The organism is Streptomyces sp. NPDC048254, assembly GCF_043201895.1.
Lineage (GTDB): Bacteria > Actinomycetota > Actinomycetes > Streptomycetales > Streptomycetaceae > Streptomyces.
The window spans coordinates 172868-196520 of sequence record NZ_JBICZJ010000016.1; the positions used below are offsets into that span (position 1 = coordinate 172868).

The 23653-nt window shown below is 68.9% G+C and carries 19 protein-coding genes; 14 read left to right on the plus strand and 5 right to left on the minus strand.

All coding sequences use genetic code 11. The features are described from left to right. The first annotated feature begins 137 nt into the window (after window positions 1–137). The 7 genes from ACGFZQ_RS36680 to ACGFZQ_RS36710 all read left to right on the plus strand — a co-directional run bounded on the left by ACGFZQ_RS36680 (window position 138) and on the right by ACGFZQ_RS36710 (window position 6782). On the plus strand, window positions 138–758 hold the full coding sequence (locus ACGFZQ_RS36680; RefSeq protein ID WP_393844071.1) for an RNA polymerase sigma factor: 621 nt from the start codon (window positions 138–140) through the stop codon (window positions 756–758). Beyond that, window positions 755–1828 (plus strand): CU044_5270 family protein, encoded by a 1074-nt coding sequence (locus ACGFZQ_RS36685; RefSeq protein ID WP_393843992.1) that lies wholly within the window; start codon window positions 755–757, stop codon window positions 1826–1828. The genes ACGFZQ_RS36680 and ACGFZQ_RS36685 overlap by 4 nt, the downstream gene beginning before the upstream one ends. Window positions 1829–2009: 181 nt before the next feature. Further along, window positions 2010–2936 carry a hypothetical protein gene (locus tag ACGFZQ_RS36690; RefSeq protein ID WP_393843993.1) on the plus strand — a complete coding sequence of 309 codons (927 nt, stop codon included), beginning with the start codon at window positions 2010–2012 and terminating at the stop codon, window positions 2934–2936. Next, window positions 2933–3790 (plus strand): prephenate dehydratase, encoded by an 858-nt coding sequence (locus ACGFZQ_RS36695; RefSeq protein WP_294002365.1) that lies wholly within the window; start codon window positions 2933–2935, stop codon window positions 3788–3790. The genes ACGFZQ_RS36690 and ACGFZQ_RS36695 overlap by 4 nt, the downstream gene beginning before the upstream one ends. 327 nt (window positions 3791–4117) lie before the next feature. Beyond that, entirely contained in the window at window positions 4118–4951 is an 834-nt protein-coding gene (locus ACGFZQ_RS36700) for a Bax inhibitor-1/YccA family protein (RefSeq protein WP_393843994.1), read from the plus strand. An 86-nt stretch (window positions 4952–5037) separates the two neighbouring features. Next, a complete protein-coding gene (locus ACGFZQ_RS36705) occupies window positions 5038–5583 on the plus strand; it encodes a hypothetical protein (RefSeq protein WP_393843995.1) in 546 nt (181 codons plus the stop codon). 62 nt (window positions 5584–5645) lie between these two features. Then, window positions 5646–6782, plus strand: a complete 1137-nt coding sequence (locus tag ACGFZQ_RS36710; protein ID WP_393843996.1) for a glycosyltransferase — start codon at window positions 5646–5648, stop codon at window positions 6780–6782. Window positions 6783–6940: 158 nt separating this feature from the next. Here ACGFZQ_RS36710 and ACGFZQ_RS36715 read toward each other — a convergent pair whose 3' ends face one another. Further along, on the minus strand, window positions 6941–7096 hold the full coding sequence (locus tag ACGFZQ_RS36715) for a hypothetical protein (RefSeq protein ID WP_393843997.1): 156 nt from the start codon (window positions 7094–7096) through the stop codon (window positions 6941–6943). Between the two features lie 414 nt (window positions 7097–7510). Then, entirely contained in the window at window positions 7511–9508 is a 1998-nt protein-coding gene (locus tag ACGFZQ_RS36720) for a DUF5010 domain-containing protein (protein ID WP_393843998.1), read from the minus strand. A gap of 330 nt (window positions 9509–9838) precedes the next feature. On the opposite strand from ACGFZQ_RS36720, the gene ACGFZQ_RS36725 reads away from it, so the two are divergent. Then, window positions 9839–11791 (plus strand): LamG-like jellyroll fold domain-containing protein, encoded by a 1953-nt coding sequence (locus tag ACGFZQ_RS36725; protein WP_393843999.1) that lies wholly within the window; start codon window positions 9839–9841, stop codon window positions 11789–11791. Window positions 11792–11988: 197 nt separating this feature from the next. Here the strand turns inward: ACGFZQ_RS36725 and ACGFZQ_RS36730 are convergent, their stop codons facing one another. Next, the gene (locus ACGFZQ_RS36730; RefSeq protein ID WP_393844000.1) at window positions 11989–13311 is read right to left on the minus strand and encodes an epoxide hydrolase family protein; all 1323 of its coding nucleotides are present in this window, start codon (window positions 13309–13311) and stop codon (window positions 11989–11991) included. Between the two features lie 903 nt (window positions 13312–14214). Here ACGFZQ_RS36730 and ACGFZQ_RS36735 point away from each other — a divergent pair. Further along, complete coding sequence (locus tag ACGFZQ_RS36735) at window positions 14215–15180, plus strand: alpha/beta hydrolase (protein WP_393844001.1); 966 nt, start codon at window positions 14215–14217, stop codon at window positions 15178–15180. A gap of 285 nt (window positions 15181–15465) precedes the next feature. Here ACGFZQ_RS36735 and ACGFZQ_RS36740 read toward each other — a convergent pair whose 3' ends face one another. Beyond that, window positions 15466–17760, minus strand: a complete 2295-nt coding sequence (locus ACGFZQ_RS36740; RefSeq protein WP_393844002.1) for an FUSC family protein — start codon at window positions 17758–17760, stop codon at window positions 15466–15468. 436 nt (window positions 17761–18196) lie between these two features. Between ACGFZQ_RS36740 and ACGFZQ_RS36745 the strand changes: the two genes are divergently transcribed. The 3 genes from ACGFZQ_RS36745 to ACGFZQ_RS36755 all read left to right on the plus strand — a co-directional run bounded on the left by ACGFZQ_RS36745 (window position 18197) and on the right by ACGFZQ_RS36755 (window position 20723). Continuing rightward, window positions 18197–19801, plus strand: a complete 1605-nt coding sequence (locus ACGFZQ_RS36745; RefSeq protein ID WP_393844003.1) for an ABC transporter substrate-binding protein — start codon at window positions 18197–18199, stop codon at window positions 19799–19801. A 251-nt stretch (window positions 19802–20052) separates the two neighbouring features. Then, window positions 20053–20298, plus strand: a complete 246-nt coding sequence (locus ACGFZQ_RS36750) for a hypothetical protein (protein ID WP_393844004.1) — start codon at window positions 20053–20055, stop codon at window positions 20296–20298. Continuing rightward, window positions 20295–20723 carry a hypothetical protein gene (locus ACGFZQ_RS36755; protein WP_393844005.1) on the plus strand — a complete coding sequence of 143 codons (429 nt, stop codon included), beginning with the start codon at window positions 20295–20297 and terminating at the stop codon, window positions 20721–20723. Before ACGFZQ_RS36750 ends, ACGFZQ_RS36755 begins: the two co-directional genes overlap by 4 nt. Before the next feature lie 36 nt (window positions 20724–20759). On the opposite strand, the gene ACGFZQ_RS36760 is transcribed toward ACGFZQ_RS36755, so the two are convergent. Then, entirely contained in the window at window positions 20760–21494 is a 735-nt protein-coding gene (locus tag ACGFZQ_RS36760; protein WP_393844006.1) for a lysophospholipid acyltransferase family protein, read from the minus strand. Between the two features lie 238 nt (window positions 21495–21732). On the opposite strand from ACGFZQ_RS36760, the gene ACGFZQ_RS36765 reads away from it, so the two are divergent. Further along, the gene (locus ACGFZQ_RS36765; RefSeq protein ID WP_393844007.1) at window positions 21733–22713 is read left to right on the plus strand and encodes a D-cysteine desulfhydrase family protein; all 981 of its coding nucleotides are present in this window, start codon (window positions 21733–21735) and stop codon (window positions 22711–22713) included. Between the two features lie 402 nt (window positions 22714–23115). After that, the gene (locus ACGFZQ_RS36770; RefSeq protein WP_393844008.1) at window positions 23116–23574 is read left to right on the plus strand and encodes an acyl-CoA thioesterase; all 459 of its coding nucleotides are present in this window, start codon (window positions 23116–23118) and stop codon (window positions 23572–23574) included. The last annotated feature ends 79 nt before the right edge of the window (window positions 23575–23653 follow it).

Genomic DNA, 23653 nt, shown 5'->3' on the forward strand with positions numbered 1-23653 from the left:
GGCGGCCGCGTTCCGCCCGTCGGTTCGGCCGCCGCCGACCGCTCGTGCCCGTCCTGGCGGTGTGGCGCAGGACACGGGAACCGGCCCGGGGCGGCGGAGAGAAAAAGAGCGTGAGGCATACAGAACCCAGTGAGTCGTTGCGGGCGCGCGTGCGGGCGGGGGACCGTGACGCGTTCGCCGACCTGTACGACCAGAACGCCCGCGCGGTCTACCGGCATGCGCTGCGGCTGACCGGCAGCTGGCCGGAGGCCGAGGAAGTGATGTCCGAGACCTTCCTGGGCGCCTGGCGGACCCGGGAGACGGTGGATCCGGAGGGCGGTTCGCTCACACCGTGGCTGCTCGGCATCGCGACGCACAAGGCGCACAACGCCAACCGCGGTCTGCGCCGGCGTCTCGCCTTTCTGGCGCGCAGCCCGGAGCCCCGGCCGGTGGAGGACTTCTCGGACGAGACGGCCGGCCGGGTCGACGACGCCCGCCGCCTCGCCCTGGTCCATGACGCCCTGCGCCGACTGGGGCGCGCGGACCGTGAGGTGATCGCCCTGTGCGTGGGCGCCGGGCTGGACTACCAGCAGGCCGCCGAGGCACTGGACATCCCGGTCGGCACCGTGAGGTCGCGGCTCTCGCGGGCCCGGGCGCGACTGGCCCGGGCCAGCTCCGGTCCAGTGCCTCGAAAGGATGTGGAACGGCGTGGCCGTCGCGGAGAGAAAGAGAGTGAGGCCGCGTTCGCGGCCCTTTTCCTGCAGGAGGAAACCCGATGAACGCCGACCGCCGGCACGCCGCTTTTGCCCGTAGTGAGGCAGAAGAACTGCTGGCAGCTTCGGCCGACTGGGACCTCTCGCCGAGCCGCCGTCTTCACTACAAGGACATTCTGATGCAGCAGATCGACCACGACCTGAGCCCCTCCGGCGAGACGTCGCCCACTCCTTCCCGCCGCCGGCTGCCGCGCCCGGCCCTGGTGTTGCCCGCCGTGTCACTGGCCCTGGCCGGTGCTCTGGTCGTCACGTTCTCCGGCGGCGGCCACGGCTCCGCCCCGGCGACCGGGTCCACCGGTTCCGCACCGGCCCCGGCCGACAGCGCCACCGTCACCCTCGGCCGGATCGCCGACGCGGCCATGAAGACGGACAGGACGCCGGTGAAGGAGAACCAGTTCGTCTACGTCCAGCGCCTGGTGCGTGAGAACAAGGGCACCCTCGGCGGTCCGGTGGTGCTCGGTGCGGCGCACAAGGACGAGGTCTGGCTGGCTCAGAAGCCCGGTCGCGTGAGCACCGTCGGCTGGCTCCGGTCGAGCGGCAAGGACGCCTCCATGCCTGGTGAGTTGGGGCCCATGACGACCGCGTCTCCCGTGGGACCCGGTCTGTGGTACCCCACCTACGCGTGGCTGGCCTCGCTGCCCACCGACCCGGACGCTCTGCTCAAGGTGCTCTACGCCCAGACCACGGTGGACAAGGGCGACTCGAAGGACGAGGCCGTCTTCAGGACGATCGGTGACCTCCTGGGCAGCGCGATCATGCCGCCCGCGACCGCCTCCGCCCTGTACAAGTCCGTCGCGAGGATTCCCGGCATCACCTGGATCCCCGACGCCGCCGACGCGGCCGGACGCCACGGCATCGGCATCACCCTCAGGGCCGCCGGTTCCGCGACCCGGTCCGTGCTGATCTTCAACAAGGAAACCCTCGCCTACACCGGCTCGCAGGACTACTTCACCAACGGCCGGGCCAAGGCCGATGCCAGGGGTACGACGGGCGACGTGCTGTTCGGTATCGATGCCGTCATGGCACGCGGTGTGGTCGACCGGCACGGCGAGGTACCCGCGAAGACCGCCGGCTGAACCGCGGGTCCCGCGTTCACCGCCCCCTTGGGAACCGGGCGTCCAGGCAGTTCCGGCTCTCTGTGGCAGGACTCACGTGAACGTTTCTCCGGGCCCACGACGTGATCGGGAGTGAGCAGGACGAGGAGTGGGACGACGTACGGTGACGGGTTGTGAAACGGTGAGCGAGCCGACCAGATATATGACGACGGCCACGCCCGGCGGCCTGCCCGGCCCGGACGCGGACCTGTCCCAGGTGCTCGAACGCTTCGAGCACGCCGGTCACCGCGACCCCGCGGCCGCCTGGAACGCCTTCACCGGCACCTGGAACTGGGCCGCACTTCTCGACACCGCTCCTGTCCTCGCCGACGGTGACCCCCGTCCCGCCGTCCGGTCCGTGGCGGGAGGCTTCCTGCTGTCCGGACGATGGCGGCGGCCGACGGGCGGGAGCTCCGAATGGCTGGCCCTGCCGCTCGGTGCGGACCGGCGCCAGTGGCGGGAGTGTTCGGCGGAGGGCGACCGGAACCTCTTCGTCGTCCCGGTGAAAGCACTCCCGCGCGCGCTTCCCGGCCCGGCGGGCACGTACGAGTCCGAGGCATTCGAACTCACCGACATGTACGTGCGGACGGGGCTGGCCACACACACGGCCGGGACGGCGTTGCGGGCGGGCGACGCGGGCTTCGTCCGTGTCGCCGTCACGGCCATGGCGCTCGGTGCGGCCCGCCGCCTCACCGACGTGGTGGCCGCGCTCGTGCCGGCCGCCACGGCCGACGCGTGCCCGGAGGCCATGGCGACTGCCGACGTGGCCGCCGAACTGGCCGCCGTACTGTACGACGAACGGACCGTCCTGGCGGCCGCGGTGCGGGGCATCCCGGCTGCGGGACACGCACGCGCTTCTGCCGTGGCGGAGCCCGCGGCAACCCTGCTGGCCCAGGTCGGTACCAGGGTGCGGCACGTGGTCGTGGCCGCGTACGAACAGACCCTGCCGCTGACGGGATGGGACGGCGTGAGACAGGCGGACCGTGTGGTGCGGCTCGTCGAGGACGCTGCTCCGGTCCTTCAGTGCATGCGCTTCGCGACCGAACGCATGCCTCCCGTCGGCGATTTGGTGGAAGGTCCGACACAGTGACGACTGTCGCCTATCAGGGTGAACCCGGGTCCAACTCTGCCGCGGTCGCCGGGAAGTTGTATCCGGCCTGCGGTGAGCTGCCCTTCACGAGTTTCGAGCAGGCTCTCGACGCCGTCACGCTCGGTTTCGCCGACGTCGCGGTGATCCCGGTGGACAACTCCGCGGCCGGACGCGTCGCGGACGTACACCATCTGCTGCCGACGTCGGGACTGTTCATCGTCGACGAGTACTTCCTGCCGATCCGCTTCGACCTGATGGCGTTGCCCGGCACCTCGCTCGGTGAGGTGGAGTTCGTCCGCAGCCATGTGCACGCGCTGGGGCAGTGTCGCAAGGTGCTGCGCGAGGGCGGCTGGCGCACGCTGGTCAGCGACGACACGGCGGGGGCGGCACGTGAGGTGGCGGAGCTGGGGGATCCCCGGCACGCGGCCCTCGCCCCGCCCGCGGCGGCGGAGCTGTCCGGTCTGGAGGTGCTGAGGCCCGGAGTCGAGGACGACCCCGAAAACACCACGCGGTTCGTCGTCCTCTCGCGGGAGGCCGCAGCGCCGCCGACGACGGGCGTGCCGATGATGACGAGCCTGTTCTTCTGCGTGCGCAACATTCCCAGCGCGCTGTACAAGGCGCTCGGCGGGTTCGCCGGCAACGGGGTCAACCTCACCAAGATCGAGAGCTACCACCTGGGAGCCGGGCTGAACGCCACCCGCTTCTACGCCGAGATCGAGGGACACCCGGGCGAGGACAGGGTCGGACTCGCCCTGCAGGAACTGCGCTTCTTCTCCACCGAGGTGCGTGTTCTCGGTGTCTACCCGGCGCACCCGTACCGGCTGGGAGAGCGGCCGGCCCAGCGTCCCCGGTGAGGGAACGTCCGCTACCGGCGCCCGGCGGGAGCGTGAACCTCCGGCCGGGGAGAACACGTCTTATCTGTGACGGGGCCCTGCTCCACTGCCGATGAGTGCGGTGGGGTGGGCGGCTCTGTGGCGGAGCCGTGCCGGGTCCCCTCTCCTGAGTGACAAGCTCCCGCCGCCCCACCCCCGCGGCGGACCGGGGCGGCCGTCGCAGCCGAATGCGCTTCGGCGGCCGCCCCACTGGGTCCCGCATCCCGCGACCGGTTTCCGAACCGGTCGGCCGGTGTCGATGTTGCCGTACCGTCCGTCGAAGGGCTCGCGTTGAAAAGCAGTAACCCGGTGCTTCTGAGCAGGGGGTTCAGACGTCAGAGCGGTCGCAAGACGGCGGCGATGGACCCGTCGGCCCAGGCAGTCCTCGTGCGGCACCGGGTCCGGGCCGGTCATGGGGCGGACGTTGCGGACGCCACACCCTTGTCGTGGCTCGTCGCCGACCTCATGACGATGAAGGCGGTGGTGGCGCGAGCGACGACGGTGTTCGGTCTGACGGTGGTGACGGCGGTCCTGTCGTGGGCCTTGTCGCCGGTGCCGCCGGCGAATCCGGGCCGGGCCTGCGTCCTCGCGGGCGGTGCCGCTGTCGTCGTCGCGGTTCTGGTGTTGCTCCAGTGCCGCTTGAGCCGACCCTTCGCCGTCCTGACCCTCGGGTACGGGATGGCTCAGGGCGTGTTCCTGGGTGTGCTGTCCGAAACGGCCTCGACGTATGTCTCCGGAGTCTTCGTCCAGCTGGTCCTGGGGACGATGGCCGCCTTCGCGGGCGTGCTGGTGGCCTACCCGGCCCGCTGGATACGTATGCCCGACCGGGGGCACGGCTTCGTCTGTGCCGCCGTACTGGGTGTGATCATGCTGATCGTGGCCGATGTCCTGCTCGCCCCGTTCCTCGGTGCCGAAGGCCTGGGCTTCCGCAGTGTGTTCGGCGGTGTCACCTTCGGAGTCATGGGCATCGTCGTGGCCACGCCGTTCATCGCCGTCTGCTTCAAACAGGTCGAGTACGGCATCACCCACGGCGCTCCCCGGCAGGAATCGTGGGCGGCGGCCTTCGGGGTGACCCTGACACTGGTGTGGCTCTATGTCGAGACCTTGCGGCTGATCACGCTCGTTCCCGCGGAGGACGTCTGACGCGGACTCCCGGGAGAATCGGGATCGGCTAAGCTGAAAATCGTTCTTGACGCGACAATCACTTGGGAAATGATTTGGTCAGGCAAGTGTTTTCGCGCTTGATTCGGATATTCCGGATCGCGACGGCGGTGGTTCTGCGCTCGACCGAGGAGGACGCCCGTCTGCGGATCGTCAGCGGGCTCCTGATGGGTGCCGCGGCCGCCGTGCTCGCGGCCGCGGCCGTCCTCGCGGCGATGGCCGCGCACACCTCCTCCGATGCCGCGCCCCAGCGGGACATACCGGCGGCGGTCGAGGCGGGCACCGTGTGCACGTCGCTGTCCGATCGGCGGTACGAGGTCTCGTGCGGCACGACCGCGTTCGGTGACCTCCGGTTCAATTGCACGAAGGGCACGCTCGGCAAGTGCCCCCGGACGACGGCCGTGACCCTGCGGAATATCGGCCGCAACCCCGTGAAGGTCGCCATGGTGAGCGGGCGGCATGAAGGGGACCGGCGTATTTCTCCGGCCTCTGAGGTCACTCCTGGTCAAACCGTGACACTGAGCATGCGCCCGGAGGAGAATTTCTTCTTCGATATTCTGCTGGGTTCTGTTAAATCAGGTGCAGGTTCCGTGCAGGTCGTGTCGGTCGCCTGACGGCAGGTCGGGTCGAGCCACCCAAAATACTTGACCGTGCAACAATGTAGTAGCGTTCGCGTATGCGCATTCTCATGTTCAGCACCCCCATGCTGGGGCATGTCCTGCCGATGCTGCCCCTGGCGCGGGCACTGCGGAAGCAGGGACATACCGTCGCCTTCGCCGCGGCCGCGCAGCTCGCGCGCCCGGTCGAGTCCGAGGGATTCGCCCTGATTCCCGTCGGCCCGTCGCAGGAGGTCATGGTCGCCGAGGCGGTCCGCCGGACCCGCGGGGCCGGGGTGGGATCGCCGGCATTCGTCGGTGAGTACTTCGCCGGCGCTCGCCTCGACCTCAGTGTGGACGAGGCCCTCGTCGGCGCGAGACAGTGGGCGCCCCATGTGATCGTTTCGGAACACTGCGACTACGTGGGGCAGTTCGTCGCCACGGCGCTCGACCTGCCGTCGGCGGTGATGGCCATCGACCCGGCGCTGGAACCGGACGTACTGGACGCCCTGGCCGCCAGCGCGCGCTCCCGCTATCTGGAACGCGGCATCGAACCGCCGGCCCACGCGCCCTCCGGACGTTGGCTGCTGGACCTCTGTCCGCCCAGCCTGCGCCGCGACGGCACATTGCCGGGAATGGAACACAGGGCGCTGCGGCCCGAGCCCCATCAGGCTCCCGAGGGGACCCCGTGCGCACGGCGAGCGGCGCTGACCGGCCGGCCTCGGGTGCTGGTCAGTTTCAGCACCTCCAAGCGGGAGCCGGAGAAGCTCGGTTCGCTGCTCAGATCGCTCAGTACGCTGGACGTCGACCTGGTGGCGACGGCGTCGGGAGACGCGTCCGTCGAGGGCTTCGGGCTGGATCCGGACCGGGTGGAACTGGTCGGCTTCCTGCCCGCCGCGGAGTTGCTCGACGGGGTGTCGGTCGTCGTGCACCACGGTGGCTCGGGCACCACGTTCGGCGCGGCGGCGCGCGGTGTCCCCGCCGTCGTCGCACCGAGCACCCCCGGTCAGCTGCGCCAGGCCCACCGCCTGGAGGCCTCGGGAGCCGGACGGGCCCTGCCCATGGACGAGGCGTCCCCGGAAGCCGTCACGGCCGCCGTCGGGCTGGTGCTGTCCGATCCCGTCTACGCCAAGGAAGCGCACCGGTTGCGTGAGGAGATAGCGGCGATGCCGTCCGCGTCCCAGGTGGCCGAGGAACTCGTCGCCGCGGCCGGGTGACCGGCGGCGGGACATGGCCGGCACGGCCCACCCCGCCCTCTTGCCGGCAGCACCACGGACCGCGGCCGCCCGTCGAGTACTGGCGCGGCGCCACGCAGCCGCTGCCTCAGGGAATGCCGAAGGCGCCGACGGACCTCAGGCCGCAGCGGTGGGCGGTGTCAACGCCTCGTCGATCTCAACAGGTTGTTGTACTCGAGTCTGAGGAGTTTCGCCGCCTGGTACGGCTTGTTGTTGGTCTTGCAGGACCTGCAGGCTTCGACATGTGCCTCGTGGGTGAGACGTGCCTGTTCCGTCAGCTCGCTCTTCGACACCATGGTTGCCCTCTTCTTCCTGTGGCGGGGGTCGGGCAGTCACCGTTGGTCGGCGCTGCCACGCGTGAGTGCATACCTTACGAGGTGCAGATGAGGTACATATCTCGCGGAGGACTCGTGACGGTACGTGTCACGCGGGCGGACGTGATGTCGGGCCCGTATCCCGCGGCCTCGGACTGGGTACCCGCGCAAGTGAACCTGGCGAGGCGCCGCTTCGTTTCCTGAATGAAGGGCTCTTGCCGTCCGGCCACAAACGGACAGCGGGTGGGGGGCTGGTGTCCCGCCCTTTCTGTGGTGGTGCGGGCCTTCCTACGTGCCGCGGCGTACGCCTCCCCCGGGCTCACGTCAGCCACAGCGCCGGCGGCCCTGTCGTGATGTCTGCCGATATCCCACGACAGGGCCGCCGGCGTCGGTGTGTCAGTTCGGAAGCGTCCACTTCTGGTTGGCGCTGGCGGCACAGTCCCAGATCTGCAGACGAGTTCCGTCGGCCGAACTCGGGCCCGTCGCGTCGAGGCAGCGCCCCGACTGCGGGTTGACCAGTGTGCCGGAGGTTCCCGGCTGCCAGCGCTGGGATCCGGTGCCGTTGCAGGTGTAGAGCTGTACCTTCGTCCCGTTCGCCGTGCCGGCGCCGCTGACGTCCATGCACTTGCCCAGCACCTTGAGGCTGCCGTCGGCCGCCCTGGTCCAACTCTGCGCCGCGCTGCCGTCGCACGTGCCCAGTTGGATGGCGGTGCCATTGGCCGTGCTCGCTCCGGCGTCGTCGACGCACTTGCCGCCGTAGCCCACGATCCGTCCGGTCGGCTCGGCAGCTCGCTTGGCCTGCCACCAGTTGATGTTCTCGCCGCCCGTCACCTGCTGGAGCTGCACGGTGTGGTACGTCCCCGACGAGAACTGGAAGGAGCCCGCGTCCACGGTCTGCCAGGTCTGCCAGCCGCCGGTGTCGGGCACGTCGACGACGGGCCCGGCGACACCGTCGACGACGAAGCGGATCTGGGCGCCGCTGTTCGGCGTCGCGACGCGGACGGTGAGGTTCTCGGTCCCCTGCATCGGCACCTCCTTCCACTGCAGCCATTCGCCCGCGGCGACACTGCCGACGTTCCATCCGCCGCCGGTGTCAGTGGCCGGCTGTACGTCCAGGTCGTCGCTGCGGTAGACGTTCCACAGGTTGCCCGCGGTCGTGTCGTTGACCGTGTCCGCCGACTCGGCCTGGACCACCATGTCGTCGGGGAAAGGGGCGTTCGAGTAGCGACGCAGGATGTTGATGTTCTGGTTCGGGTAGTCGCGCTGTGTGGTGGCGTACGGCGCGTTCCGGGTACGCCACAGGCCCGCGCCCTCCTGCCAGTCGGTGAATCCCTCCACCAACGTGATCTTGTTACCGCCGTCGACGGTGGACTCGAGGTTGCTGACCAGGGTCTGTCCGTGATTCGGGTCGATCACCATGTTGGTGGTGCCCGTCACGAAGTGGAAGCCGGGCACCGCGACGCCGTAGGACGCGCCGTTGAAGGTCTGGTTGGTGTACGACGGGCTCGGCACCCCGAACCAGCTGTTCGCCCCGTTCGCGACGGCCGACACCGCGGAGTCGTTCTTCAGCCAGCTGTTGTCGACGACGAAGTAGGGGTTCTGGCCGAACTCGGACTGCGCTTGTGAGCGGACGTACTGCAGCATCCTCGCGGAGTTGCCGTTGCCCTGGTCGGTGAAGGCGTAAGTGTTGTCGGACCAGAAATAGACGACCGGCTGCCCGCTCACCTTGTACAGGAGGTTGTCCGGCACGGTCTGGAAGTACGACCTCAGGTCGTCGTCCCACAGGTACTGGTAGCCGCCTTCGCCGGAGCCGTCCGTGTCTCCCATGTCGAAGAGCGGTGAGTAGCCGCCGGCATGGTGCTTGACCTGGTTCTTCTTGTCGGTCATGGACGCCGGTATGTCGTCGAACGCGGCGATCTTCAGCTTGTCCGCGTAACCCCCGCGGTTGATCGCGTCCACCAGACCGGCGAGTGCGCGCGGGTCTCCGCCCTGGTTCGGGACGGCGGAGCCGGGGATGTACCCGCGCGTGTCCACCGCCACGAAGTCGACGCCGGCGGACACCAGTTCCTCGACATAGTTGTCCCAGAACTGAGGGGTCGTGCCCCGGGCCGCCTCGTAGAGGGGAAAGTTGTAGGTCTGGCTGCCCTGGTTCTCGTAAGGGCCACCGGCCAGTGTCGTGGTGTCGAAGCCGAAGGTGACGCCCAGCGATCCGGTCCTGCCGGCGGCGCGGTGCGACAGGACGGACCCGCCCGTGTCGATGACCACGGATGTCGTGGCGGCCCCGGCAGAACCGGTCAGCGTGGCCGCCAGGCCGATTCCGGCGGCGGTCATCATGACCGCGAGGGACGACAGGAGTTTCCTGCGATGCCGGCCGCTCCGAACACGTATGCCCATGTGTGCAAGCTCTCTCAGCAGTGGGTTTCCAGAGGGCGATTCGCCCTCTCGGAAAGGGGCTCGCCCGTCGCCGCGCAGATGGCGGGGAAGACACATGTGATCTTGCCATGCCGTCGGCGACTGGCCGGTCCGAGTGTGCGCTCCCAGGCGTCGGCGAAGCCGTCCGTCCACCGCCGGTTCACCGGGAGATCGGCTTCGTGTCGCGACTTGACCTGCGCGTTCAGTCCTGGACAGACACTTGATCCTCGTTTGTCACTTCGTGTCTGCCCGGCCGGAAGCGCCGCTGCTTAGCGTCGTTGTTGCTTGAACAATCAATCCGAAAGAGCTCCCATGTGTAACAACGGTGACAACCCGACGGCAGAACCGACCGGGCACAACCGACGAGGATTCCTGCGCAATGCCGCACTGGCCGGTGCGGGGGCGGCGGTCGCGGGGACCGGCGTCTCCGTGATCGGTGCGTCGCCCGCGTCCGCCGCGGACGCCACCAAGACCGGCAGGATCGGCAAGTGGAATCCGGATCCGACCTCCCTCCAGTTCACGGTCGCGGTCATGCCGGACACGCAGTTCCTCTACTGGGGCAGCCAGGACAGCGTCAACCGGACGCCGCAGGAGGAGTCGTTCCGCTACATCATCGACAACAGCGGGAACCCCGACCTCAACATCGTGTTCATGGCACACCTCGGTGACATGACGCAGGACGCCGACCCGTCGTCGTTCGAGCAGGTCGACAGGGCGTTCGCCCTGCTGGACGCGCACGGCGCCGCGTACAGCGTGGTGGCCGGAAACCACGACCTGAGCGGCGACGACACCCGTGGCGACACGACGTACCTGCAGACCATGGGCCCGCGCCGGTTCAAGCACTCGAAGACGTTCGCCGGGGCGGACGCGACCGGCTACAACACCGCGCACATCTTCCAGGCCGCCGGCCGCTCCTGGCTGCTGCTGGCCCTGGACTGGCGCACCACCGACCAGGGCTTCGCGTGGGCCGACGAGGTCATCAAGGCCCGCCCCAAGATGCCCGTGATCATCACGACGCACGACATGGTGTGGTCGACCTACGATGACAACGTTTTCCCCTACGAGTCCGGGGACCCGGAGAACAACGCCGGGCTCTCCGACCACGGCCAGACGGTCTGGGACAAGCTGGTCGAGGACAACGACCAGGTCTTCCTGACCGTCAACGGTCACTACTGGCCGCCCGGGCGTACCACCAAGAAGAACGCCGCCGGCAACGACGTGCACATGCACATCGCCAACTACCAGAACCGCTACTTCGGCGGTGGCGGCATGATCCGGCTCTACCACTTCGACCTGGTCCGCAACACGATCGACGTCGAGACGATCAACCCGTGGATCCTGGCCCAGGACCCGGAGTCCCGCAACGAGCTGGCGGCCGAACTCGCCCGGGTCAGCGGCCCGGTCGACAACTTCTCGGTGCCGATCGACTTCAAGGAGCGGTTCTCCGGCTTCGACCCCGTTCCGGTGCGTCCGGCCCGCCCCGCGGCACGGGAACTGGTGAAGGGCACGCTGGCGTACTGGCGCTTCGACGGGCAGGGTGCCCCCGGCACGGCACTCGCCGAGGGCCAGCGGATCCACGACCTGTCGGGCAAGGGCAACGACCTGACGGTGGTGAATGTCCCGGGCAGCGCGGCCGACGCGCTGACCTGGTCCGCCGACCATCACCCCGACCAGCCCGGCCACGCCAGCCTCCAGTTCGTCGGCGGCCGCAACCCCGTTCACGGCGCGTATCTGACCACCGGGGCGAAGGCTCCGCTGAACGCCGAGACGTTCAAGACCGGCTACACCATCGAGGCGTTCGTCAGGATGCCGCTGGACTGGGACGCCGGAAAGAACGGCAACGCGTCGTTCCTCAGCCGCCGTGGTTCGGCCGGTGCCGCCGGCAAGCACGGCAAGAACACCGACCCCAATGAGCCGCTGGCCCAGTTCGCCATTACGAACAACGGCCGTGAGCCGCAGTTCAACCACTACCCGACGAACGACACCTACCCGACGACCAACTGGGGTCACGGCCTGGTGGAGCTCAAGTGGTGGCATCTGGCCGTGGTCAACGACGGCCGGTTCACGAAGCTGTACGTCGAGGGCGCGCCGGTCGTCGACAACCCGAAGCGCCTGTCCGTCGGGCTCACCTCGCTCGGGCTGCCCTGGCTGGTGGGCGGTCACGAGTACGCGGGCGCCGTTGACGTGGTCTTCCACGGCAACGTCGGTGACATCCGGATCGTGAACCGTCCCCTGTCCGAGGACGAGTTCCTGACCGCCAAGTAGGACACCGCCTCCCGGCTCCGGCCCGACGACCGGAGCCGGGACGTCGATCCGTTTCCATGGATGGTCGGTCGTCCCGCTGGGTGACGTCTGGGTCAGCCCCGGAGCCGGCCATCGCTCAGGCGGGCGAGAGGATGCGTCACCCGACGGCCGCTGTCGCGCCGGCGGGTGACGCGTGCCCAAGTCTTCGGGCGGTTCGCCTACTTTCCTGCAGTTTTCTGCGGACGCAGAGACGAGAACGCGGCCCGGAGTTCCTGCGTGAAGATGCCTGGGACCTCCCAGGCCGCGAAGTGACCGCCGCTGCTGGCCTTGTGGTAGTAGAAGAGGTCGTGGTAGGCGCGTGACGCCCAGCTGCGCGGGGCCTGGTAGATCTCGCCGGGGAAGACCGTGATGGCGGCAGGGAGAGACACCGACACGGCGTTGAAGTTGTTGGCGTTGTTCTCCCAGTAGAGCCGGGACGAGGAGACCGCGGTGTTCGTCACCCAGTAGAGGGTGATGTCGTTGAGCATCTCGTCCTTGGTCAGTACGCGTTCGGGGTGGCCGCCGCTGTACGTCCATGCCGCGAACTTGTCGTACATCCAGGCGGCCAGTCCGGCGGGGGAGTCCGTCAGCCCGTATCCCTCGGTCTGGGGCCGGGTGACCATCATGGCCGAGTAGCCGGAGCCGGTCTTGTAGAAGGTGGCGAGCTTGTTGTACGCGGCCAGCTCGTCGGGGTCCAGACCGGCCGGCGCGGAGTAGCCGCATTGAAGCCTCTGCGCGATGTCCGGGGGCACGGTGGCGGGGAAGTTGACGTGGATGCCGAGCAGCCCCGGGGGCTTCTGCACCGCCATCTTGTCCGAGACCACGGCGCCCCAGTCGCCGCCCTGGGAGACGTAGTGGTCGTACCCCAGCCGGTCCATCAGCACGGCCCAGGCGCGCGCGATGCGGTCGGGGTTCCACCCGGTGGTCGTCGGCCGCTCGGAGAAGCCGTAACCGGGCATCGAGGGGATGACGAGGTGGAAGGCGTCCTCGGCGCGGCCTCCGTGTGCCGTGGGGTCACTGAGCGGTCCGATGACCTTCAGGAACTCCAGGATGGAGCCGGGCCAGCCGTGGGTCAGGATGATCGGGAGGGCGTTCGCGTGGCGGGAGCGGACGTGGATGAAATGTATGTCCAGTCCGTCGATCTCGGTGATGTACTGCGGCAGGGCGTTGAGCGTGTTCTCGATGTTCCGCCAGTTGTACTTCGTCCCCCAGTACTGGGTGAGTTCCTTCATCGTGGCGAGCTGGACGCCCTGGGACTGGTCCTTGACGGTCTCACGGTCGGGCCAGCGTGTCGCCATGATCCGCCGGCGCAGGTCCCTCAGGTCCTGCTCCGGAATGTTCACGCGGAAAGGGCGGATGCTCTGCCTCTCGCTCGCCGAGGCCGGCTTGCCCGAGTCGTCCCAGGCTTGCAGTCCCACAGCTCCGGTGGCCGCCACGGAAACCGCGGCGGCCGACGTGGAGAGGAATTTCCGACGGGAGTACGAGCTGAGACATTCGGGCATGACGGATCTCCCTGCAATCATTCCTGAGTTCGGAGTTGCGGAGTGTGGGGGGAGGGCGCGCTTCCTCCATGAGCCTTCTGCTCATGGGCGCGAACTGGGGTTCGCGCTGAGCGAGTTGCTTCACCGCTGGTGAACCGAGCCAAGCTCGCGGTTTCGAGCTTGGATTCGCGTGGCACCGAGGCGCTCGTGCGACTCAAAAGGGTCATTACTATCTGTAACGATATCTTTCTCTGTGTGAGTGCGCAACTCGCGCGGCTTCTGTCGATGGGCTCGGGTGGACGCGCCCTGGGAAGGCTGCTGCTGCTCGTCTTCACCGTCGTGCAGGCACCGCAGGTCGGCTGGACGGCACCGCGTGCGCTGCTGTCCTTCGCTGCCATCGTGGTGCTGCTGACTGCCTCATGCTCGTCGAGCGGCGCTCGGCGGGCCTGCTCCTCGGGCTCGGGCTGTCGACGGCTGACGGGCGCCCTGGGTGGTCGGGACCGGAATCGCCCTTACCGGTCTTCTGATCTCGCTGACGGGTCTGCGCACCCGCCCCTCCCGGCAATCGCTCGTGGCTGTCAAGTCCGCGACGGAGGGCGCCAGTCAGGTCCCCTGATACCGACGAACGGCCCTTTAATTGACTGAACAAGTAATATGTGTTTAGGATCTTCTGCGGGTTCCGGTCAGCCGGGCAGGATCCGACGAGCCGCTCTCCGAGGATTGCTGAGTCCTGCGGCGGTCTGCCGCAGACTCTCACGACATCAGAAACACGTGCCGCGTCGTGATGTCACCGTACGCGGAACAACCTGATTCACACACACTTCGCGGCTCACCGGACCGCAGCACAGCTCCGATCTCCTCACCACCGCGTCCGGAAGCTGACCGACAGCCCCATCCCCACGTTTTGACGACAGGAGCAGCACCATGACCGATCCGCTCGCCACGGAAGCCGCCCCGGTTGACCCCGGAAGCTCAGGCACCCTGCATCCCTTCGTGGCCGGCAGTCGGGCGGCCGGCGCGGTCCTGCCGGCTCCGCCCTACGAGCCGCCGACGCCGGTCGAGATCCGGGACGTCAGCGTGCCCGGACTGCACGGTGCTCCGGACTTCCGCGTTCGGGTCTACACGCCGACCGGCCACGAGGGGAAGCTGCCCGGCCTGCTCTTCCTGCACGGCGGCGCCTTCATCCTGAGCCTTGTCGACTTCTTCGAGAGCCAGACCACCCGGATCGCCGCCGAAGTGGGCGCCGTGGTGGTCTCTGTGGACTACCGCGTCGCGCCGGAGGCTCCCTTCCCGGCGGGCATGGAGGACGGCTACGCCGCTCTCGAATGGATGGTCGAGCACGTGGAGGAACTCGGCGTGGACCCCCAGCGGATCGGCATCGCGGGGGAGAGCGCCGGTGCGAACCTGGCCGCCGCCGTGGCTCTGGCCGCACGAGACGGCAACGGACCGAGGCTGACGATGCAGTACCTCGGTCTGCCGGTGTTGGACGACCGCCTCGAAACGCCCTCGATGAACACCTTCGTCGACACTCCCGGGTTCAACCGGCGCAATGCGGAGGTGATGTGGGACAGCTATCTCGGCGGTACGAAGACGAAGCGCGGCGACGATGTCAGCCCCTATGCCGCTCCGGCCCGCGCCGAGGACCTGGCCGGGCTGCCGCCGACGTATATCGCGCTCGCCGAGTTCGATCCGCTGCGCGACGAGGGCTTCGCGTACGCCCAGCGGCTGATCACCGCGGGGGTGCCCACCGAGCTGCGCCACTTCCCGGGCGCCTCCCACGGTGTGTCCGAACTGAACCCCGACGCGGAGGTGAGCCGCCGCATGATCGCCGGACAGCTCGACGCGCTCCGACGGGGCCTGCACGGCGACGCGTCCAGCCCGTCGGTCTGATACCTCCTTCGCTGATCCTGACCGTCCGACGCGGCGTGACCGTCGCGCCGGACGGGCCTGCGCCCCAGAGCTCCACGGAGCGTCCGGCGGCGGTGTGCCGTGCCGAGGCCGACGCGGCAGGCTCCGCGCCGGTGACCGGCCGCCGGGCCGGCGCAGCGACATCGGGCAGTCGGACCGGCCGACATCCCTGCGGTACCGGGATGGTTCACCGTCCGCTCGGACACCCGTGACCAGGCCGCGGTGCACTCCCGGCCGACGGCGCAGGACGACCGGTCCCGGCCGACCTCACGACGCGATGTCCGCCGCCGCGGCCTCGACCAGACCCGGCTGGAGGCGCCGGGCGGTGTCGATGTGGTCGGCCGTCCAGATGATGCGGATCGCCGTGGCCGTGGCCTGACCGCGCTCGTCGGTCAGATCACGGCGCAGGGACTCCACCAGCCGGTCCTCGGCCACGGGATTGCGGGGCAGTGGATCCGGAATGGCGGCGGCCCGGATCAGACCGTCCGCCAGGTCGCCGTACCAGCGGCTCACCCGACCGGCCGCGCTCAGGATGACGAGCCGCGCCACCACCCGGTCCGCCTCGGTGTCCCGCTCCTCGGTGCACTGCCACAGGCTCAGCACCGAGTCCGCGGCCAGCCGCAGCGCCACCACGCCCGTGACCAGGGTGCTCATGTCGGCGAGCGGCACCGGCTTCGCGCCGCGTTCGGCGAGGTAGTTGCGGAAGGCGTCGTCGAGACGCCGCGCCGACGCGGCTGCCGTACGGCCCTCCTCCAGAGCGGCATCCGCCGACGGGGCGGGGCCGGTGCCGCACCGGCCCAGCGCGTAGGCCACCGAGCCGGTCAGGTAGCGGGCGCCGTCGGTGTACGCGTCGGCGAGCGCCCGGTTCACCGCGGCCGTCGCGCCGCGGGGCCAGAAGAACAGGGCCACCAGCAGGCTCACGCCGCAGCCGATGGCGATGTCCTGGATCCGCAGCAGCACGATGTGCCAGTCCGGGATCATGCCGATGTTGAACAGGACGACCAGGGTGATGGTGAAGGACGCCTGACCGGCGGCATAGGAGATGACGGAAGGGGCGGTGCCGGCGAGCAGGACCGCGAAGGGCAGCAGGACCCACAGCAGCGCGCCGTGATGCCCGATCAGCTTCAGCAGCAGGGCTCCGATCAACGACCCCGCGACGGTGCCGGCGACCGCGCGGACGGCGTTCTGCCCGGTGCTGAGGGCGTTCGAACGCAGCACCGACAGGGTGCCGAGGAGCACCCAGAACGAACGCTCGACGCTGGTCAGATCGACGAGGGCGACCGCGATACCGAGGCCGAGCGCTCCCCGGAGACTGTTGTGCAGCCACACGGACTGGGGCCGGAGATGGGCGGCGGCCCGTTCGTGTGCGGAGGCCAGGGGCTCGGTGACGGCTCCGGGTTCACGTCCGAGGAGGCGATCGGTCCAGGAACGACGTTCGGCGGCCGCGGCACGATCCACGTTGCTCGCGATCTGAAGCGTCGCGAACCCCACCTTCTGCGCGTGGAACGACAGATCCAGGAACCCGATCACGGGATGCGCCCGGGAGGGCGTGCCGGTGCCTTCCTCGTGCACGGGAAGCCGGACGCTGGCGCTGCGTTCCATGTCGTCCAGGGCCGCGCGCAGGTGGTCCGCGGCGGAGCGCAGCGCCGCGGGCGAGCTGCGCGGGGCGTCGAGCAGGGCGGCCGCCTCGTCCAGTACCGCGGCGGCGGCCCGCCGTACCTGGTGTGCGCTCACGTCGCAGGGCCGGCCTGCGGCCGGAGGCGTGCTGTCGGCGAGGATCCGGCTGAGCCAGGTCAGTTCGTCGACCAGGCGGACGAGCGCCCGTGAGCCCGCGGACAGTCCCGTGGGCCGGTAAGGGGTGGCGTTGAAGACGGTGCGCAGGTCGTCCGCCGCGGCGGTGGTCTCGATCGCGGTGGCGCGGCAGCGGATGCCCGGGGCGTGTGGCACTCCGGCCGGCAGATCCGCCTCGTCCGACAGCTGTCTCGCGGCGGCCCGGCACACACGGGCGGCCGGTGCGCCGAGCGGATCCCTCGTCGGCCGGGGCCACAGCAGGGAGATGGCCAGCATGGCGGTCGCCGCCGCCAGTCCCGCTCCCGCCAGTCGTTCCGGGAGCTGGGACAGCGGTACCGGGGTGGCCACCGGGAGGATGAAGGCCAGGAGCATCGCGGTGGACGCGCCTGCCAGGACGGAGCTGACGACTCCGCAGAACAGCACGAGGAATGCGATGACGACGGTGACGACGACCGCGAGCCAGATCTGGTGGGCGACGAGGGTGCCCAGGCAGATGAGGACGGCCCAGGCGACGGTCAGGCCGAGGTGTGCGCGCAGGCGCTCGGTCATGGGGCCGCTGAAGTCCACGAGCAGCAGCATCGAGAACGAGGCGAAGGAGGCGAAGGTGGCCACGGTGGGCGAGCCGATCACCTGGCTGCACAGGGCGTAGAGGCTGGGAATCACCAGGGCGGCGCGTCCGGCGCGCCGGGTCGCCGCCAGGTCCGGGTCGTGTGCGCGAAGCCATGAGAGGGCAGCTCCGAGACGGCTGCCGGGGGCAGAGGTCTGTACCAACGGCTCCTCCTGCTGACAGGGCACCCGCCTGGCCAGGAGCCTCTGGCAGAGACGATGGCACAGGATCACGACGCCGCTCCTGACCGTTGGGGGCGAGTTGTCCGGCGGTGCCGTCACGAGGCGGCGGATCCGTGCATATGAAGGACAGCGAGATACCTATACGACAGGTGTCGAAGTGGACGTCCGATACGTTGACAGTTGATCAACTCCTCAATACCGTTGACCGGTCAAGTGGCTAGTCCTGTCGGCATTGGGTTCTTGGCGATTCCACGCCCGGTCTCGCTGAGCGATCGGGACTCGACTCACATGGGCTGCCTGCCCACTTGTGAGAGCGGACTAGTCTCGTCGCAACTGCACCGCCACCACCCCCCGTCACCCTGACGCACCCCTCATGCATGCCGGGTACACGGTCGGAACGCCCCTGGAGAAACTCCGCATGAACCGCAAGACTTTGGCGCTGTCAGCCGTGGCCGGCCTGCTCACCCCGGCGCTCGCCGGGTGCGGTGGAGCCGACACCGGAAGCAAGGGCGGCGCCATTGTCGTCGCCACCACCGACCAGTTCACCGCCACCAAGGACGCGCCGGCGCCACTTGACCCCGCCTACACGTATGACACCAGCGCCTGGAACCTCCTGCGTCCGACGGTGCAGACCCTGATGATCCAGCCCAAGGGCGACGGCGATCCGGTGCCGGAGGCCGCGCAGAGCTGCTCCTTCACCGACAAGGGCAGCGAACGCTACGTCTGCAAGCTCCGTGAGGGCCTGCGGTTCGCCGACGGGGACGCCATCACCGCCGCCGACGTGAAGAGCTCCATCGAACGATCCCTGCGCATCAACGCCGACACGGGTGTCTCCGCCCTGCTGAACACGATCGACACGATCGAAACCCAGGGCGACCGCGAGATCGTCTTTCATCTGAAGTCGGCCGACGCCACGTTCCCCTACAAGCTCACCACCCCGGTCGCGGGTATCGTCAACCCCAAGAACTACGCCGGGGACAAGCTGCGGGACGGCTTCGACGTGGACGGCTCCGGCCCGTACACCTTCAAGGCCGTCGTCAGGGACAACACGATCGCCAGCGTCACCTACACCAGGAACCCCCAGTACCGGGGCAGCCTGGACGTGAACAACGACAAGGTCGTGATACGTGTCTTCGCGGACGCCGACAGCATGGCCGCCGCGATCGAAAAGGGCGACGTCGATGTGATGGCCCGCACCATTTCGCCGGACCAGATCGCCAAGCTCGACGCGGGCACCGACAAGCACGTCGACCTCCTCGAGCTGTCGGGCCTGGAGATCCGGTACCTGGCCTTCAACACCAAGGCGGCCACCGTGGAGTCCAAGGCCGTCCGCCAGGCCATGGCCCAGGTCATCGACCGCGCCGCACTGGTGGCCAAGGTTTACAACACCCAGGCCAAGCCGCTCTACTCGCTGGTCCCCGCCTCTCTCACCGGTCACATCAACTCGTTCTTCAACAAGTACGGCGACCCCAGCACCGCGAAGGCCAAGGCCCTGCTCACGCAGGCCGGCATCACCGCCCCGGTGAAGCTGACGCTGCACTACACGACCGACCACTACGGTTCGGCGACCAAGCAGGAGTTCGAGACCCTGCGCAAGCAGCTCAATGACAGCGGTCTCTTCGACGTCACCATCCAGGGCCATCCCTGGGCGACCTTCCGCCCCGCCGAACAGAAGGGGGCGTACGACGTCTGGGGCATGGGCTGGTTCCCGGACTTCCCGGATGCCGACAACTTCGTCGCGCCCTTCCTCGACAAGCACAACTTCCTTGGTTCGCCCTACTCGAACACGAGGATCCAGAACAAGCTGATCCCGGAGTCCCGGCGCGAGGCCGACCGCCTCAACGCCAGTAAGCCCCTGGACGAGATCCAGGACACCGTCGCCGAGGACATACCTGTCCTGCCGCTGTGGCAGGGCAAGGAGTACATCGCGGCCCGGGACGACATCACGGGCGTCGCGTACGCCATCAACTCCTCCTCGGTGCTCCAGGTGTGGGAGCTGGGCCGCGGTGTGTCGGACGGGTGAGACGGACAACCGGGACCCGGGGGAGATCGGGAAGCGCGCCCTGCCCCTGAGGCCGGGTGGTGGGCGTCCCCCCGCAGGTCACGTGCGAGCGGTGAGGTTTCCCGGCGCGGCGCGACGGGCCCCGCTCTCGTTCCCCTGTGTCCCGGGTGTTCTTGTCATGGGCCGCGACGACATCCCGCCGTCACGGCGACGAAGTCGGCGGCCTCGCCGAGCAGATACCCGCTGCCCTCTCATCCCGGAACGGAAGCAGCATGGACATCACCACCGAGCCCCGCGGCAGCGGGCTGCATTTCGTCCAGCGGATCGGCATGCAGCGGTGGGCCGACGAAAACGGGAGCTGGCAGGCCCACGGCGTGCGGCTCGACCTCATGGACGGCCCGCGACGGCTCACTCGGTGCAAGCTGGCGGTACCGCCTCGGCTGGCCGAGGACTGGTCCCGCATGGCGGCGCAGGAGCTTGAGCCGTGGGCGCGAGCGCTAGGGAGCTGGCGGCTGTGATCGACGTCCGCAGTGGGCTGGCCCAGCTGGTTCCCGTGGTGGTCGGGGCTGCGGAGGCCGAGGAGAACGAGTGGGAACCCCGGAGCTACGGCAGTGGCGACACGCCTGGCGCGGCGCACTGGCGGGGCGAACTCGCGTCGCGGCACCGTGCTCTGCTGGCCGCGGCTCCCGAGGTGACGGCCCATCAGATCAGTCCTGCCTGGGAGCAGCCCGCCCCGTTGCCGGCCGGCGGGGTGGGTACGGCGCAGACGATGGCGCGCGAGCTTCTCAGCGCCTGGGCCGGGATCCGTGACCTCCGCGGCCCGCTGATCACCTGGGCGGTGCGGGAGGCCGGGATGACCCGCACCGATGTGCACGACATCACCTCAGTGGCCCGAGGAACCATCAACCGGCTGCTGCAGAAGCGTTCTGTGCAGGACGCTTAGCGCCGGCTGGGTGCCCGGCCGGCGCGTCGCCGCGGGTCAGGCGATCGCCGCAGGAACGTCGTCCGGGTTCGCCGGTGACTGTGGCGCAACCGGGGCCGTCGGCGCGGGGATTGCGCGTATCTCGCTCAGCAGCGAGGTTATCGCGGCCATGATCTCCTCCGTGGCCTCCCGCCACACCTCCGGACCCGGCTCCCTGCCGGCGAAGCGTGACAGGTCCACGGGAGGTCCCACCAGCACCTGATGGGTTCTACGGGGAAAGACCCTGCCCATCTTTCCGTACGGTGGCAGCAGAAGGTTGGCGCCCCACTGTGCCACGGGTATCACCGGGCACCCGGTCTCCAGCGCGACCCGTGCGATGCCGGTCTTACCGCTCATCGGCCACATGTCAGGGTCACGGGTGAGTGTGCCCTCCGGGTAGAAGACCACGCCCTCGCCCGCCCGGACGGCGGTCGCCGCCGCTTCCAGCGCCGCCAGCGCTCCCGCCCCTCCGCGGGCGACGGGGATGTGCTTCATGGCGTGCAGGAGTCGGCCGAACGTCCCCTTGAACAGCGTCTGTTTCGCGAAGAAGCGCGGTGGGCGTCCGGTGGTGTACTGGAAGTAACCGTAGGCCAACGGATCGACATAGGAATTGTGGTTGACCGCCGCGATGAACCCACCGTCCGCGGGAATGTGCCGTGCACCCGCCCAGTCCCGTCTGAACAGCACCCACACGATGGGCCGCGCGATCGAGGCCATGGTCCGGTAGGTGATTCCGATCTTGCGGCGTGGCATATGTTTCCTCGCATGAGACATGTTCAGGAGCACGGTAGCTTTGTATATCATCCGCTGATGGACTGAAACTCGGATATGTATCCTTTGGTACGGTTTGGTGTATATACGCCATGCATCGAATGCCCCTGACCGGGAAGTAGAGTGACGCCCGTGCGCGTCCTGCAATCGTCCGGCACGGCACATCGCTTCCCGTATCTCCTGTGTCGCACCGCGGATGACTGTCTTCGTTGGAGAATCCATGAGCACCAAGCATTCCCTTTCGACGTGGCTCACACCGATGGAACCCATGCCGCGCCTGGCGGTCGCGCTCGGCCTGAACGGTGACGAACTCTGGGTCAAGCGGGACGATCTGACCGGGCTCGGCGGAGGGGGGAACAAGGTACGCAAGCTGGAATGGACGGTCGGCGACGCCCTCGCCGCCGGAGCGGACACACTGGTCACGACAGGTGCGGCGCAGAGCAATCACGCCCGTCTGACGGCGGCTGCCGGTGCCCGTCTGGGCATGAAAGTCGTTCTGGTATTTCCCGGGACGGCGGACAGCGCGGCGGCCGGCTCCGGGAACCTGGTGCTCGACAGCCTCTTCGGCGCGAGCGTCTTCTGGTCGGGGGAGACGGACCCCGGCACCATGGGCGCCGTCGCCGAGGAGGTGTGTGCACAACTCCGTGAGCGCGGTGCGCGTCCCTATGTGATTCCCTTCGGCGGATCGAGTGCGCTGGCCGCGCGAGGATATGTCGAGGCAGGCGATGAAATCGGCATGCAGCTGCCCGATGTGGAGCATGTCGTCGTGGCGCTCGGCTCCGGCGGCACCATGGCCGGGCTCATCGGCGCCCTCGGTGAGGACCGCGTGCTCGGTGTCGACTGCGGGGCGGTGGCGGAACCGGCCGATGTCGTCGCCGCGCTCTCCAGCGAGCTCACCGGTCGTGACGTCACGGCCGCATCGCTGCGCATCCGCCTCGACCAGGTCGGCCCCGGGTACGGAGTGCTGCACGAGCCCGTCATGGAAGCAATGAACGCGACCGCGCGAGCGGAGGGCATCGTCCTGGACCCCACGTACAGCGGGCGGGCCATGGCGGGCCTGATGGCCGCGGTGCGCGACGGCGACATCCGTCCGAGCCAGCGCACCGTGTTCCTTCACACGGGCGGGCTTCCCGGTCTCTTCGGGCACACGCAGACGGTGCGGCGCAGCGTGGCCGCACTGGACTCGGTCACCTTCGGCTGATCTTCACGGACAACCGAACCCGGTCCTGCGGTACTTGCGCCGCCCGCATCCGGTGCGGCAGGACGAGCTGACCGCCGCCGTGGTGGCCACCGGCGTGCGGTGCGATCGGCTGGGAAGGCCCCGATCCCGTCGGCGTCGCCGCTGTCTGCTTCGTGGCCGCCCCCCTGAATCCATCGGTCGCCGAGCCGGCCGGGATGACCGCGTCGCCGTGGACGGGGGTGGACCGTCCGGGGCCCGGGTGGCCCCGCGGCCCGAAGTCACATGGCCGGGCGGGCCGTGGACGGCCCACAGCTCCTCACGGACTCTTCCGAGTGTCACGTGTCACAGATGCGAACCCGTGCACCCGGAGGGTCCGTTTCGCGAGATGGAGGCCGATGACCTGCACGACCGAGGAGAAGCACGATGACCGCGACCGCCCAGAGCAGCACGCCGACCGTTGACGTCGGCGTTCTGATACCCGTGACTGTTCATTTCGACGACCTGGACCAGATGGGTTTGCTCCACAACAGCCGCTACCAGGTACTGGTCGAGCGGGCCTGGGTCGCGTTCTGGCGGGATCAGGGGCTGATCCGTGCGGGTGGCCTCACAGATGACGCCTTCAACGTCGTCAAGGCCTTCACCATCACCTACGACCTGCCGATCACGGCCTTCGGTGAATACGCCGTGCACCTGTGGACGGAACGGATGGGCAGGACCTCGGCCACCGTTCACTATCGCGTGTGCTCGACCGACGGTGAGGCGACGTACGCACACGGCACCCGTACCGTCGTCCGTGTCGACAGCACCACGCTGTCGCCGACGCCCTGGTCCGACAAGGTACGGGAGATCGCCCGGACCATCCAGCGGCCGCACACCGCCTGAACTCCGTGCCATGGCACGGAGTTCAGGCGGTACCGCGCGGGTGTCGGCGGTGTGGTGGGCCACACCGCCGACAGAGCCT